The sequence below is a fragment of the Enterobacter sp. BNK-18 genome, from assembly GCF_047456135.1.
GTDB lineage: Bacteria > Pseudomonadota > Gammaproteobacteria > Enterobacterales > Enterobacteriaceae > Enterobacter > Enterobacter ludwigii.
In genome coordinates this window covers 4,402,947-4,417,771 of sequence record NZ_CP179899.1, presented here as the reverse complement: position 1 = coordinate 4,417,771, position 14,825 = coordinate 4,402,947, and the positions used below count along the sequence as shown (strand labels likewise).

The window sequence follows — 14,825 nt, the reverse complement described above, 5'->3', positions numbered from 1 at the left end:
ATCCTAACAACAGCACACTTTCGTGACACTAAAATTGCAGCTACACGACAACGCAATTACATTGTATAACCCAAAAAATAATCAGTTAGCCAGCTAAGCGCCTGGCGTCATGAGGATAGACTGTTGTCAGAGTTAATGTCCCTTGTCCTTTTTCTGGCCTCTGTCGGCGTTTACGCCTGCAAAGCGGGCCGTAACACCTGGTGGTTTATCGCCACGCTGGTGGTGCTCGGCATTTTTATTATTTTAAACATTACCTTATACGCCAGCGATTACTTTACCGGTGACGGCATTAACGATGCGGTGCTCTACACGCTGACGAATAGCCTGACGGGCGCGGGCGTGGGTAAATACATTCTTCCCGGGCTTGGGCTGATTGCGGCGCTGGTGATTATTTTTGGTGCCCTGGCCTGGGTGCTGCGCCGCCGTCGACATCTTCCGCATCATGGCGGCTACAGCCTGCTGGCACTCTGTCTGGCGCTGGCGTCCGTGGATGCCAGCCCGGCGTTTCATCAGATAACCGAGCTGGTAAAGTCACAGTCGCGCGACGGCGACCCGGATTTCATGGCCTGGTATAAAGAGCCGTCCAAAAAAATAGCCAACCCGAAGCTTAACCTGGTGTATATCTACGGCGAGAGTCTGGAACGCACCTGGTTTGATAACAATGCTTTTCCGAACCTGACGCCGGAGCTGGGCGCGCTGAAAAACGAAAGCCTTGATTTCAGCCACACCGCGCAGCTGCCCGGTACGGATTACACCATCGCCGGGATGGTTGCTTCGCAGTGCGGTATCCCGCTCTTCGCCCCCTTTGAGGGTAATGCCTCGGCCTCAATGTCGAGCTTCTTCCCGCAGAACGTTTGCCTCGGCGATATCCTGAAAAACTCCGGCTACGAAAACTACTTCGTACAGGGGGCCAACCTGCGCTTTGCCGGAAAAGACGTGTTCCTGAAATCCCACGGTTTTGACCATCTGTATGGCTCAGAAGAGTTAAAAACGACCGTTGCCGACCCGCATTACCGCAACGACTGGGGCTTTTACGACGACACGGTACTGGACGAAACCTGGAAAAAGTTCGAGGAACTGTCCCGCGCCGGCAAGCGTTTCTCCCTCTTTGCCCTGACGGTAGATACCCACCATCCGGACGGGTTTGTCTCGCGCACCTGTAAGCGCAAACGCTATGAGATTGACGGCAAAAACAACACGTCGTTCAGCGCGGTAACCTGCAGCCAGGAGCATATCGCCGCTCTGGTCGAGAAAATCAAAGCCTCGCCGTATTTTAAAAACACGGTCATCGTCGTCTCATCTGACCATCTGGCGATGAAAAACAGCGCCTGGGATCAGCTCAGCAAACAGGATCGCAGCAATCTGTTCTTCATTCTGCGCGGCGACCAGCCGCAACAGGATGTGATCGCCACCAAACGCAACTCCATGGATAACGGCGCAACCGTGCTGGACATTCTGGGCGGGGATAACTTTATTGGCCTTGGCCGCAGTACGCTCTCGGGGCAGTCGCTGTCGGAAGTGTTCCTCAACATGAAGGAGAAAATCCTTGCGTGGAAGCCGGACATCATCCGCCTGTGGAACTTCCCGAAAGAGATGAAAGACTTCACCATCGATCAGGATAAAAACACGATTGCCTTCTCCGGCAGCCATTTCCGTCTGCCGCTGCTGCTGCGCGTGTCGGATACGCGCGTCGAACCGCTGCCGGAAAGCGAATACTCTGCGCCGCTGCGTTTCCAGCTGGCCGACTTCGCCCCTCGCGATAATTTTGTCTGGGTCGACAGGTGCTACAAAATGGGCCAGCTCTGGTCCCAGCCACTGGCTCTCTCAACCGACTGGTGCGTTTCTCAGGGACAGCTTGGCGGGGAGCAAACCGTGCAGCATGTCGATAAAGCGCAGTGGAAAGGCAAAACCGCATTCAACGATACGGTCATCGATACCGCGCGCTATCAGCGAAATGTCGACATGCTGAAGATCGTGGATAACGATATTCGCTATAAAGCAGACAGCTTTATCTTCAACGTGGCCGGGGCACCGGAAGAGGTCAAACAGTTCAGCGGCATCTCGCGTCCAGAATCCTGGGGGCGCTGGTCTAATGCGCAGCTGGGCAGTGAAGTGAAGATTGAGTACGCGCATCCTCTGCCTGAAAAATTCGACCTGGTGATCACCGCCCGGGCCTATGGTCCAAACGCGAACCGTCCCATCCCGGTTCGCGTGGGCGATAAAGAGCAAACGCTGACGCTGGGAAATGACGTCACCACCACCACGCTGCATTTTGATAATCCTTCCCGCAGCAATACGCTGGTGATTGTTCCGCCGGACCCGCAGCCGACGAATGAGGGAAATATTCTTGGCCATTCACCGCGCGAGCTCGGCATCGGGATGGTAGAGATTAAAATTGTCAGTAAAGAGAGCTGATCCCTTCTGCGCCCGGCGTTCTGTCGGGCGCTTTATGTAAATATATAATCCTATAAAACCATTAAAAATAAGACATAGACACCATATATCTCTCATTTCTATTTATAAATTCACCAGAAAGAAATCATATCTCAGAATGTGTAACTCCTTACACCCTGAGAGAGTTACCCACTTTTTATCATGCTAACCGGCCATACGTTCGAATCCACCCTGGCACAGCGCAGCGGAGTACGACCAGCGCTACCAGGGGAAAAAACCCTGATGCCGCAGACACTGAATGCCGACTATAAGGTCATCGTTTTAAGCGGCAATGCCTTCTTGTGGCTGGGCCTGAAGACGTTCATCTCGCAGAGTGTGGACCCCTGCCCTGAAATTTTCTGGATTAACGACGTGAGCCCTGAGGGGATCCTGCCCCTGCGGCAACTGATGTTGAATATCCGCGTCAAAAAAGGGTGGCTGGTATTCACCGATGCGTCCCGCGTCAACGATATTAAAATCATTCTGGGGGGTGAGCGTGTCCACGTGGTGGCGGGAAACCTGTCACTCGCGCAACTCAGCCGCTGTTTTCAGAACACGCCGTTCGCAAGCGTAAAAAACGCCACGCTCACCTGCCAGGAGCTTCGGGTTTGCATGCTGTTCCGCAACGGGTTCAGCCCGGTTCGCATCGCGCAGATCCTGAATAAATCCCCGAAAACGATCTATACCCACAAGCGTAACGCGATGAACAAATTTCACTGCCAGAACCTGGCGGAATTCCATCGCAAACTCTTCCTGCTCGACTACCCGGCATCGTGTTTGTCACTGCACGGCTAATCACGTCGGGAAATAAGATCATGCGGCGTCATCTTCCCTGTCTCATTCTCTGGCTGTTGATGCTGGCGCTGCTGTCTCGCTATGCCCTTCCCGCCACGTTGGGATGACGTGGTAATCCGACTGCACGAGTAAATTGCCTTAAATCTTGTCTGGATCAATGTTATCGGTAACAATGGCGCTAAAATAGCCAGCGTGTTATGTCCGACAAGGCACAGCCTTATCTTCTTTTTTGTTATTTTTTCTGTATTACAATAACTTATGAAATACCTGCTTGCTGACGCCATCGTCTATAACGACGAAGACGGTTCTGTTTCTCTTATCAATGCACCCGATCTGGACAGACAAATCCTCACCTGTACCGCCAACGCCATCATGAAGCTGCTGGTTCAGCATCACGGCAACGTCGTCGAACGTGACACCTTTCTGAGTGATGTCTGGGATCAACGTGGGCTCCAGGGGTCCAACAATTCGTTAAATCAATACATCAGTATTGTGCGCAAAATGCTGTCGAGCCTGCTGCCCGACACCCTGTTTATCGTCACCGTACCGAAAACGGGCTTTATGCTCAGTGCTGATATCGCGGTAACGCCCCTGGAGGACGATTTTCCCGTCGTGGAGTCGCTCCCGGCCTCACGACGCATTCAGCCAGAATGGCTATTCTGCGGTGTACTTACGCTGATGGTCGTGGCGCTGTGCATCGGCGCCTGTTTGACGAAACAGGCGCACCAGTACAGTGACACTCATCTGCTCACCCACATTGGCACCTGTCCGGTCTACACCTTCGCCCCGCTGGCAGATGTGTTTCACACTAAGGCCATGGCGCTGGCGCAGACGCTTCAGCGCGAAGGTAATCTGCCCTGCCTGAAAAACTCTATTTTCTATATGCACATCCAGAGAACACTTTTCTATGGCCACGAAGGGCGGCTGGTCCTTTCCCAGTGTTCTCTCACGGACGGTAAAGCCAGCGCCTGCCGAACGCTTTACTTTTACGAGTGGTGATATGAAACAAAAAAAAGTGTGGCTTATTCTGGCGCTCAATCTGTTGCTGATTGGCGTGACGCTGGCGTGGTACGTCTACACGCCTCCGCTGTCCGGAACCTGTGCAGGAAACCTGACATTTTCAGCCCGACATGACGATCATGATTTCTCCTTTGAAGGGGAGGTTACGCTGCGCTTTCAGCCCGACAACACAGGGTACCTTACGCTTAACGGCGACGTGGTTAACGAGCCACATCACTGGGATGTTTCCCGCCAGGAGATGTTCACGTGGCGGCACGTTGAGGGTTCACTCTATGAAATATTCATACAAAGCGTGGCGCGCTTTAGCCATGACACCCTGCCACCGGGGGTCTTTGAAAAGTACGTCGCCGGCCTGACGCCGGGGAACAAAAGACTTCTGAAGATTGAACGCACGCCGGAAGACGCGCTGGTGATCAGCAATTTCTATGCGCCGGTCCTGATTTGTTCAGAATAGGCGCGGCTGGTCGGGGTATACTTTCCGCCATGAACATTCTCTTTCGACCGACGACGCCCAAAGATGTTGCTGCCCTGCCCGCCATCGAGCGCGCGGCAGGCGAGCGTTTTCGGGACGTCCCCGAACTGGCCTGGCTTGCAGACGGCGACGTCATTTGCGCGGAACATCATCTTGATTACGCGAAACGCGGGTTAAGCTGGCTGGCGCTGGCAAACGACCTGCCCGTCGGGTTTATCCTTGCAGAAGCCCATCCGTCATCGCTGTTTATTGTCGAACTCTCGGTTCATCGGGAGTGGCAGGGAAGAGGAATAGGTCGGCGACTTATCGCCTGCGCCGCAGACCATGCCCGCACGCTGGGGCTGACATCGCTGACGCTGACCACCTTTTGCGAGGTGCCGTGGAATGCGCCGTTTTATGCGCGACTCGGGTTTGAAACGGTGACGATGCTAACGCCTGAACTGCGTCAGAAAAGAGAGGAAGAAGCGGCGCACGGTTTCGCGTATGACTCCCGCTGTGCCATGCGCCTGCCTCTGTGATATCGGCCTGCAAAACGCCCCATTACAGGCCGGGTCAGGCGTAGCCGCCCCCCGGCACTGTGGCAGGATTAAAACGTTTCCCAGTTTTCGCCCGCATCGGTGGTCGCGGCTTTACGCGCCATCATAGGGGCTGCAGCGGTTTTCGCTGAGGCCTGCTCGCGGGCTTTCATCTGCTCCTGCTGAATGCGGAACACGGCCACGGCCTGAGTCAGACGGCTCGCCTGCTCTTCCAGTGCCGCTGCCGCCGCGGCAGACTCTTCCACCAGCGAGGCGTTCTGCTGGGTCACGCGATCCATCTCAGCCACCGCCAGACCCACCTGATCGATACCACGGCTCTGCTCATCAGACGCAGAGGCGATTTCGCCCATGATGTCCGTCACGCGGGTTACCGCATTAACGATTTCACCCATGGTTTCGCCGGCGCTTTCTACCAGGGTAGACCCGACTTCCACGCGGCCAACAGAGTCTTCAATCAGGCTCTTGATCTCACGTGCTGCCTGGGCGCTGCGCTGTGCCAGGTTACGGACTTCACCCGCAACAACGGCAAATCCGCGGCCCTGCTCGCCCGCACGTGCCGCTTCTACTGCAGCGTTCAGTGCCAGGATGTTGGTCTGGAACGCGATGCCGTCGATCACGCTGATAATGTCGGCAATTTTCTGCGAACTGCCCGCGATGTCACGCATGGTTTGCACCACGTTATCCACCACTTTACCGCCCTTCTGCGCGGTTTCAGACGCGCTCAGCGCCAGGTTGCTCGCCTGACGGGCGTTCTCGGCGTTCTGCTTAACGGTCGCCGTCAGCTGCTCCATGCTGGCAGCGGTCTCTTCCAGGGATGCGGCCTGCTGTTCCGTACGGGAAGAGAGATCGTTGTTACCCATCGCGATTTCGCTCGCGCCGCTGTAGATGGCATTAGCACCGTTACGCACATCGCCAACGGTACGGACCAGCTCGCCCTGCATATGACGCAGCGAGTCGGCCAGTTCACCCATCTCGTTAGCGCCCTGCACCTCGATGCGCTTCACCAGATCGCCGCTGGCGATATGACGAATGTTGTCGATAAGACGGGTAAGTGGCGAAATCAGCGCCTGCTTGATACCCAGCCACACGGCCACGATCACCACCAGCACCGCAATCAGTACGCTAATCAGCACCCAGATTGCCTGGCTGTAAGAGCTATTGCTGTTTTCCACCGCCATCTGATACAGCTTGTCGTTCTGCTGCAGATAGTTCACGTACTGCTTCTCAAAACCATCCTGATAGCTCTGGGTAGGTTGATCGAAGAAGGCGTTGATTTTGCCCGCGCCCAGCAGCTGGATCAGCTCCGCCAGTGCACCGTGGTAGATATCGTAGTTACGTTTGATCTCCGTCGCGTCGGCGTCGTTTTGACGCGGATCGCGTGGCAGGGCTTCGTATTCAGCCCAGTTTTTTTCTGCCTGTTTCAGAGAAGCCGCCGCAATTTGCATCAGATCGTTCACGGTCGCGCCGCTGCCGATATTGCTCTGATCCATCATGTAGCGAATACCCGCACGGTTCAGGGTATTACGGGTTTGCAGCAGGGCAACCCAGCTGGCGTTCAGCGTGGACTGTTGCTGGCGAATGGTTTGCAGGACGGTGAAATTCTCTTTGTCATGCTTGAGGGCATTGAAGAAAAGACCACCGGATGTGAGTTGTAAAAGGCCAAATATCGCTAATACCAGCATTAAGCTGGTGACAATCTTGATACGGTTTAACATGTTTTCGCTTTCCATCAGACAGATAACAGGATTTTCGGCCTGGAAAGGGAAAACTTTACGAAAATCATCCTTAAATTTGTGGTTTTTACTCTTCTTCGCGCGCTGTGATATGCCGGTTCCCCAGTTCAATAAACTCTTCCAGCAGCGCTGTCAGCTGTTGCATCTTCGCCGGCGTATATTCGGCCTCGATTTGCTGATACGCCTCTTCCACCTGCGCCTGGGCACGCTCGTATAGCCTGTTCCCCTCTTTGGTCAGCGACACGTACAGCTTGCGCTGATCGTTTACGGGCTTAAGGCGCAGCACCAGACCGTCACGCTCCATGCGCGTCAGAATGCCCGTCAGGCTGGGACGCAAGATACAGGTGCGAAACGCCAGATCGTGAAAATCCATCGACGGATGTTCGGCCAGTACGCGCACGATGCGCCACTGCTGCTCGGTCAGGTTATGCCGTTTCACAATCGGGCGGAAGTAAGACATCGCCGCTTCCCGCGCCTGTAACAGGGCGATAGTTAATGAATCATGCATAGCCTCTCCCGGTAATCATTAACACATGAACAATTCAGTTCTGCTGGTTTTACACACAACGCGTTTTACGACAAAAAGTCTAACAGAAACAAGCCTGATTTTTTAACGCAATGATAAATATAGCCTTTAATCTCTTTATGTAAATTTATTGTTATTCATATCACAAATTATTCACTTCTGGTTGCGAAATAAACAGCAAAGGCATACAACCAGATCATTAACATATTAATGAAATCACAGGCCGGACGTCCGGCCTGAGGAGTAAGTGAATGAAAGGTACTGTTTTTGCCGTAGCGCTGAACCACCAGAGCCAGCGCGATGCCTGGCGCGACGCGTTTGAAAAAGCCCCCTACAACACGCCACCAAAAACCGCCGTGTGGTTTATCAAACCGCATAACACCGTGATCCGCACGGGCGACCCCATTCCCTTCCCGCAGGGAGAAACCGTGTTAAGCGGTGCCACGGTTGCGCTGGTTGTGGGCAAAACGGCGCGTAACGTTCCCGTGGACGAGGCGGCGGAGTACATCGCCGGTTACGCGCTTGCCAACGAGGTGAGCCTGCCGGAAGAGAGTTTTTATCGCCCTGCCATCAAGGCCAAATGCCGCGACGGCTTTTGTCCGCTGGGAGAGCTGGCCGCCGTCGACCACGTTGATAACCTGACCATCGTCACCGAAATTAACGGCCGGGAAGCGGACCACTGGAACACCGCTGACCTGCAGCGCAATGCCGCCGAACTGCTGAGCGCCCTGAGCGAATTCGCCACCCTCAGTCCGGGCGATGCCATTCTGCTCGGCACCCCACACTCGCGCGTCCCGCTGCAGCCGGGCGATCGCGTACGCATTCTGGCGAAAGGCTTCCCGTCCCTGGAAAACCCGGTGGTTGATGAACGCGAGGTCGCCCATGCGCAAGGCCCACATCCGCACGCCACGCTGTTCGCGCTTGGTCTGAACTACGCCGATCACGCCAGCGAGCTGGCATTTACGCCGCCAACGGAACCGCTGGTGTTTATCAAAGCCCCCAACACCGTGACCGGCGATAACCAGACCTCGGTCCGCCCGAACAACATTGAGTACATGCACTACGAGGCGGAGCTGGTGGTGGTCATCGGCAAAACGGCGCACAAGGTCAGTGAGCGCGAGGCGATGGACTATGTCGCGGGCTATACCGTCTGCAACGATTACGCCATCCGTGACTACCTGGAAAACTACTACCGCCCGAACCTGCGGGTGAAAAGCCGCGACGGGTTGACCCCCCTCAGCCCGCATATCGTGCCGAAAGAGGCCATTCCCGACCCGCATAACTTAACCCTGCGCACCTTCGTGAACGGTGAATTGCGCCAGCAAGGGACCACTGCCGATCTGATCTTCAGCATCCCGTTCCTGATTGCCTATCTCAGCGAGTTTATGACCCTGCAGCCCGGCGACATGATTGCCACCGGCACGCCAAAGGGTCTGTCTGACGTACAGCCAGGCGACGAAGTGGTCGTGGAAGTGGAGGGCGTGGGCCGCCTGGTGAACCGCATTGTCAGTGAGGAGACTGCAAAATGAAAAAAATAAACCATTGGATTAACGGTAAAAACGTCGCAGGAAGTGATTACTTCCACACCACTAACCCGGCCACCGGAGAGGTGCTGGCGGAGGTCGCGTCCGGCGGTGAAGCTGAAATTCATCAGGCCGTGGCGGCGGCCAAAGAGGCATTCCCGACGTGGGCTAACCTGCCGATGAAAGAGCGCGCACGCCTGATGCGTCGCCTCGGGGATCTTATCGATCAACACGTTCCGGAGATTGCGGCCCTCGAGACCGCCGACACCGGCCTGCCGATCCACCAGACCAAAAACGTGCTTATACCACGCGCGTCGCACAACTTCGCGTTCTTCGCCGAAGTGTGCCAGCAGATGAACGGTAAAACCTACCCGGTCGACGACAAGATGCTCAACTACACCCTGGTGCAGCCGGTGGGGGTCTGCGCGCTGGTGTCGCCGTGGAACGTGCCGTTTATGACCGCCACCTGGAAGGTTGCGCCGTGCCTGGCGCTGGGCAACACCGCGGTGCTGAAGATGTCTGAGCTCTCCCCGCTGACCGCCGACCGTCTGGGCGAGCTGGCGCTGGAGGCCGGTATTCCGGCGGGCGTGCTGAACGTGGTGCAGGGCTATGGCGCAACGGCGGGCGATGCGCTGGTACGTCACCACGACGTGCGCGCCGTCTCCTTTACCGGCGGCACCGCCACCGGGCGCAACATCATGAAAAACGCCGGACTGAAGAAATACTCCATGGAGCTGGGAGGGAAATCTCCGGTGCTGATTTTTGAAGATGCGGATATCGAACGCGCGCTGGATGCCGCCCTGTTCACCATCTTCTCCATCAACGGCGAGCGTTGCACCGCTGGCTCACGCATTTTCATTCAGCAGAGCATCTACCCGGAATTCGTCAGGCGCTTTGCCGAGCGCGCGAACCGTCTGCGCGTGGGTGACCCGACCGATCCGAACACTCAGGTTGGCGCGCTGATCAGCCAGCAGCACTGGGAAAAAGTCTCCGGCTATATCCGTCTTGGCATTGAAGAGGGTGCGACCCTGCTGGCGGGCGGCCCTGACAAACCCACCGATCTCCCTGCTCACCTGAAAAACGGCAACTTCCTGCGCCCGACCGTGCTGGCAGACGTCGACAACCGGATGCGCGTGGCCCAGGAAGAGATCTTCGGGCCGGTTGCCTGCCTGCTGCCGTTTAAGGACGAAGCCGAAGGGTTGCGTCTGGCTAACGACGTGGAGTACGGCCTGGCGTCATACATCTGGACCCAGGACGTCAGCAAAGTGCTGCGCCTGGCGCGCAATATCGAAGCCGGAATGGTGTTTGTAAACACCCAGAACGTGCGCGACCTGCGTCAGCCGTTTGGCGGCGTGAAGGCTTCCGGTACCGGGCGCGAAGGGGGCGAATACAGCTTCGAGGTGTTCGCTGAAATGAAAAACGTCTGCATCTCCATGGGCGACCATCCGATTCCAAAATGGGGGATCTGAGTATGGGCAAGTTAGCGTTAGCGGCAAAAATTACCCACGTTCCATCAATGTACCTCTCTGAGTTACCGGGAAAAAACCACGGCTGCCGCCAGTCCGCCATCGACGGACATAAAGAAATCAGCAAGCGCTGTCGGGAGCTGGGCGTCGACACCATTATTGTGTTCGATACCCACTGGCTGGTGAACAGCGCCTACCACATCAACTGTGCGGATCATTTCTCCGGCATCTACACCAGCAACGAGCTGCCGCATTTTATCCGCGACATGACCTACGACTACGACGGTAACCCGGCGCTCGGCCAGCTTATCGCCGACGAAGCGGTGAAACTCGGTGTACGTGCCAAAGCGCACAACATCCCGAGCCTCAAGCTGGAGTACGGCACGCTGGTACCGATGCGCTACATGAACAGCGATAAGCACTTCAAAGTGATCTCTATCGCCGCGTTCTGCACCGTCCACGACTTCGCCGACAGCCGCAGGCTGGGCGAGGCCATCGTCAGCGCGATTCAGAAATATGACGGCACCGTGGCGGTGCTCGCCAGCGGTTCGCTGTCGCACCGTTTTATCGACGACCAGCGTGCCGAAGAGGGAATGAACAGCTACACCCGCGAGTTCGACCGTCAGATGGACGAACGCGTGGTGAAGCTGTGGCGTGAAGGCAAGTTCAGGGAGTTCTGCAGCATGTTGCCGGAGTATGCCCACTACTGCTACGGCGAGGGCAACATGCACGACACGGTGATGCTGCTGGGGATGCTCGGCTGGGACACATACGACGGCAAGGTGGAGTTCCTCACCGAGCTGTTCCCCAGCTCCGGCACCGGCCAGGTTAACGCCGTTTTCCCCCTGCCCGCGTCCGCGTAAGGAGCCACCATGCCGCACTTTATTGCTGAATGCACTGACAACATCCGCGAGCAGGCGGACCTGCCAGCACTGTTCGCCAAAGTGAACGACGCGCTTGCCGCCACGGGAATCTTCCCACTCGGCGGTATCCGTAGCCGCGCGCACTGGCTGGACACCTGGCAGATGGCCGACGGTAAGCATGATTACGCCTTTGTGCATATGACGCTGAAGATTGGCGCCGGGCGCAGTCTGGAGAGCCGGGAGGCGGTGGGAAAGGCACTGTTTGAGCTGATTAAAACCCACTTCGCCGACCTGATGGCATCGCGCTATCTGGCGCTCTCTTTTGAAATAGACGAGCTGCACCCGACGCTCAATTACAAGCAGAACAACGTGCACGCTTTGTTTAAGTAGCGCCCTTACCGGGCCGACAACGGCTTTGAACGCAAGCCGGGTGAGCAGCACGCCACCCGGCAACAACAGGAAATCGCCATGCTCGATAAACACACCCATACCCTGATCGCCCATCGTCTGCATCAGGCGGAGCAGTCCCGGGAGCAGATCCGCCAGATCTCGCTCGACTACCCGACGATCACCCTTGACGACGCCTACGCCGTACAGCGCGAATGGGTGAGCCTGAAAATCGCCGAAGGTCGCGTGCTGAAAGGCCACAAGATTGGCCTCACCTCCAAAGCGATGCAGGCCAGCTCGCAGATTAGCGAGCCGGACTACGGCGCTCTGCTCGACGACATGTTCTTCCACGACGGCGGCGATATCCCTGCCGACCGCTTTATCGTCCCGCGCATCGAAGTGGAGCTGGCCTTCGTGCTGGCAAAACCCCTGCGCGGCCCAAACTGCACCCTGTTCGATGTCTACAACGCCACGGATTACGTCATCCCCGCGCTGGAGCTGATCGACGCCCGCTGCCACAACATCGATCCCGAGACCCAGCGTCCGCGCAAGGTGTTCGACACCATCTCCGATAACGCCGCCAACGCAGGTGTGATCCTTGGCGGTCGCCCGATTAAGCCCGACGAGCTGGATCTGCGTTGGATCTCCGCGCTGCTCTACCGCAACGGCGTCATTGAAGAGACCGGGGTCGCCGCGGGCGTGCTCAACCACCCGGCCAACGGTGTGGCATGGCTTGCCAATAAACTCGCGCCGTACGACGTTCAGCTGGAGCCTGGCCAAATCATCCTCGGCGGTTCGTTTACCCGCCCGGTGCCGGCCAGCAAGGGCGATACCTTCCACGTGGACTACGGCAAGATGGGCTCCATCAGCTGCCGTTTTGTTTAGGAGACCACCATGGAAAACAGATTCAAAGCGGCGCTCAGCGCCGGAAAACCGCAAATCGGCCTCTGGCTGGGGCTGACCAGCAGTTACAGCGCCGAGCTGCTGGCCGGTGCGGGTTTCGACTGGCTGCTGATCGACGCAGAGCACGCGCCCAATAACGTGCAAACCGTCCTGACCCAGCTGCAGGCGATCGCGCCTTACGCCAGCCAGCCGGTGGTACGCCCGTCGTGGAACGATCCGGTCCAGATCAAACAGCTGCTGGACGTCGGGGCGCAAACCCTGCTGGTGCCGATGGTACAAAACGCCGATGAAGCCCGGCTGGCGGTGCGCGCCACGCGTTATCCACCGGCGGGGATCCGCGGCGTGGGCAGCGCGCTGGCTCGCGCCTCGCGCTGGAACCGCACGCCTGATTACCTGCAGCGCGCTAACGATGCCATGTGCGTGCTGGTGCAGATTGAAACGCGCGAGGCGCTGAAAAATCTGCCGCACATCCTCGACGTGGAAGGCGTGGACGGGGTGTTTATTGGCCCGGCGGATCTGAGCGCCGACATGGGCTTTGCCGGAAATCCGCAGCACCCGGAAGTCCAGGCCGCCATCGAGAAGGCCATTGCGCAGATCCGTGCGGCAGGCAAAGCGCCCGGCATCCTGATGGCTAACGAGCCGCTGGCAAAACGCTACCTCGAGCTTGGCGCGCTGTTTGTCGCCGTCGGGGTCGACACCACCCTGCTTGCACGCAGCGCCGAGGCGCTGGCGGCACGTTTTATCGATATCCCGGTTACGTCAGTAAATAACAATAAATCCGTCTACTAAACGTACGATGTGGAGCGCAACATGACGACCTCTACCCTGCAAACCCATGATAATAAAGCTGTAGAACACCGCGTTATTCAGAAGCTGTTTCGTCGTTTGATCGTGTTTCTCTTTATCCTGTTTGTCTTCTCGTTTCTTGACCGCATTAACATCGGCTTTGCCGGGCTGACGATGGGCAAAGATCTGGGCCTCACCTCGACCATGTTTGGCCTGGCCGCCACCCTGTTTTACGTCACCTACGTGATATGTGGGATCCCCAGCAACATCATGCTGGCGAAGGTCGGCGCCCGGCGCTGGATCGCCGGGATCATGGTGGTGTGGGGCATCGCTTCCACCTGCACCATGTTCGCCACCAGCCCGCACACGCTCTATGTGCTGCGCATGCTGGTGGGCATTGCCGAAGCCGGATTCCTGCCGGGGATCCTCGTCTATCTCACCTGGTGGTTCCCTGCCTACCACCGCGCCCGCGCCAATGCGTTGTTTATGATCGCCATGCCGGTGACCATGATGCTCGGCTCGATCCTCTCCGGTTATATTCTGGCCATGGACGGGCTGTGGAACCTGAAAGGCTGGCAGTGGCTGTTCCTGCTGGAGGGGCTACCGTCCGTGGTGCTCGGCGTAGTGACGTGGTTCTACCTGAACGACACGCCGGATCAGGCCAGCTGGCTGGATGACGACGAAAAGCAGGCGCTTAAAACAATGATCGCCCGCGAGCAGGAGTCGGCCATCGCCCGCCCCGTCACGCCGCGTTCGACGTTGCGCGAAGTGTTTACCCCGGCCGTGCTGCTCTATACCCTGGCCTATTTCTGCCTCACGAACACCCTGAGCGCGATAAATATCTGGACGCCGCAGATCCTGCAGAGCTTCAACACCGGCAGCAGCAACATTGTGATTGGCCTGCTGGCGGCGATCCCGCAGTTTTGCACCATCCTCGGGATGATCTGGTGGAGCCGCCGCTCCGACAGGCTGAAAGAGCGAAAAAAGCACACCATTCTGCCGTACCTCTTTGCGGCGGCAGGATGGTTACTGGCCTCGGCGACCCACCACAGCCTGATCCAGCTGCTTGGCATCATCATGGCCTCAACCGGATCGTTTACCGCCATGGCGATCTTCTGGACCACGCCGGATCGGGTTATTAGCCTGCAGTCGCGGGCGGTCGCACTGGCGGTGATCAATGCCATCGGTAACGTCGGATCCGCCGTCAGCCCGCTGTTGATCGGCATTCTGCGTGACAGCACCGGCAGCTTCAGCTCCGGGTTGTGGTTTGTTGCCGGCTTGCTGGTGGTCGGCGCGCTGGTGCTGACACGTATCCCGATGACGCAGCGGGAGAGCCTTGAGCACGAGCCGGGTATGGCGGCGCAGAAAATCCCGTAAGGAGC

General features: G+C 57.3%; 14 protein-coding genes. 12 read left to right on the top strand and 2 right to left on the bottom strand.

The genetic code is table 11. The features are described from left to right. The first annotated feature begins 123 nt into the window (after positions 1-123). The 5 genes from opgB to ACMGG3_RS21185 all read left to right on the top strand — a co-directional run bounded on the left by opgB (position 124) and on the right by ACMGG3_RS21185 (position 5,238). Positions 124-2,415, top strand: a complete 2,292-nt coding sequence (opgB, locus tag ACMGG3_RS21205) for a phosphatidylglycerol--membrane-oligosaccharide glycerophosphotransferase (RefSeq protein WP_014168500.1) — start codon at positions 124-126, stop codon at positions 2,413-2,415. Positions 2,416-2,676: 261 nt separating this feature from the next. Next, positions 2,677-3,228: a helix-turn-helix transcriptional regulator gene (locus ACMGG3_RS21200; protein WP_025205614.1), complete on the top strand. Its 552-nt coding sequence runs from the start codon at positions 2,677-2,679 to the stop codon at positions 3,226-3,228. Between the two features lie 258 nt (positions 3,229-3,486). Then, positions 3,487-4,227, top strand: a complete 741-nt coding sequence (locus tag ACMGG3_RS21195) for a winged helix-turn-helix domain-containing protein (protein ID WP_279256637.1) — start codon at positions 3,487-3,489, stop codon at positions 4,225-4,227. A gap of 1 nt (position 4,228) precedes the next feature. Further along, a complete protein-coding gene (locus tag ACMGG3_RS21190; RefSeq protein ID WP_020885303.1) occupies positions 4,229-4,702 on the top strand; it encodes a hypothetical protein in 474 nt (157 codons plus the stop codon). Between the two features lie 29 nt (positions 4,703-4,731). Continuing rightward, a complete protein-coding gene (locus ACMGG3_RS21185; RefSeq protein WP_025205617.1) occupies positions 4,732-5,238 on the top strand; it encodes a GNAT family N-acetyltransferase in 507 nt (168 codons plus the stop codon). 68 nt (positions 5,239-5,306) lie between these two features. Here the strand turns inward: ACMGG3_RS21185 and tsr are convergent, their stop codons facing one another. Continuing rightward, positions 5,307-6,971: a methyl-accepting chemotaxis protein gene (gene tsr, locus ACMGG3_RS21180; RefSeq protein ID WP_032682055.1), complete on the bottom strand. Its 1,665-nt coding sequence runs from the start codon at positions 6,969-6,971 to the stop codon at positions 5,307-5,309. 85 nt (positions 6,972-7,056) lie between these two features. After that, positions 7,057-7,497 carry a homoprotocatechuate degradation operon regulator HpaR gene (hpaR, locus tag ACMGG3_RS21175; RefSeq protein ID WP_014168494.1) on the bottom strand — a complete coding sequence of 147 codons (441 nt, stop codon included), beginning with the start codon at positions 7,495-7,497 and terminating at the stop codon, positions 7,057-7,059. A gap of 269 nt (positions 7,498-7,766) precedes the next feature. Here hpaR and hpaG point away from each other — a divergent pair, with 269 nt between their 5' ends. The 7 genes from hpaG to hpaX all read left to right on the top strand — a co-directional run bounded on the left by hpaG (position 7,767) and on the right by hpaX (position 14,820). Continuing rightward, on the top strand, positions 7,767-9,044 hold the full coding sequence (gene hpaG, locus ACMGG3_RS21170) for a 4-hydroxyphenylacetate degradation bifunctional isomerase/decarboxylase (RefSeq protein ID WP_025205621.1): 1,278 nt from the start codon (positions 7,767-7,769) through the stop codon (positions 9,042-9,044). Continuing rightward, positions 9,041-10,507, top strand: coding sequence for a 5-carboxymethyl-2-hydroxymuconate semialdehyde dehydrogenase (gene hpaE, locus ACMGG3_RS21165; protein ID WP_014168491.1), 1,467 nt, complete (start codon positions 9,041-9,043; stop codon positions 10,505-10,507). The genes hpaG and hpaE overlap by 4 nt, the downstream gene beginning before the upstream one ends. A gap of 2 nt (positions 10,508-10,509) precedes the next feature. After that, positions 10,510-11,367 (top strand): 3,4-dihydroxyphenylacetate 2,3-dioxygenase, encoded by an 858-nt coding sequence (gene hpaD / locus ACMGG3_RS21160; RefSeq protein ID WP_020885307.1) that lies wholly within the window; start codon positions 10,510-10,512, stop codon positions 11,365-11,367. A gap of 9 nt (positions 11,368-11,376) precedes the next feature. Next, a complete protein-coding gene (locus ACMGG3_RS21155) occupies positions 11,377-11,757 on the top strand; it encodes a 5-carboxymethyl-2-hydroxymuconate Delta-isomerase (protein ID WP_020885308.1) in 381 nt (126 codons plus the stop codon). A 78-nt stretch (positions 11,758-11,835) separates the two neighbouring features. Continuing rightward, positions 11,836-12,639 carry a 2-oxo-hept-4-ene-1,7-dioate hydratase gene (hpaH, locus tag ACMGG3_RS21150; protein WP_020885309.1) on the top strand — a complete coding sequence of 268 codons (804 nt, stop codon included), beginning with the start codon at positions 11,836-11,838 and terminating at the stop codon, positions 12,637-12,639. A 9-nt stretch (positions 12,640-12,648) separates the two neighbouring features. Further along, positions 12,649-13,446, top strand: coding sequence for a 4-hydroxy-2-oxoheptanedioate aldolase (gene hpaI / locus ACMGG3_RS21145; RefSeq protein ID WP_032681713.1), 798 nt, complete (start codon positions 12,649-12,651; stop codon positions 13,444-13,446). A 21-nt stretch (positions 13,447-13,467) separates the two neighbouring features. Next, entirely contained in the window at positions 13,468-14,820 is a 1,353-nt protein-coding gene (gene hpaX / locus ACMGG3_RS21140; protein ID WP_020885310.1) for a 4-hydroxyphenylacetate permease, read from the top strand. The last annotated feature ends 5 nt before the right edge of the window (positions 14,821-14,825 follow it).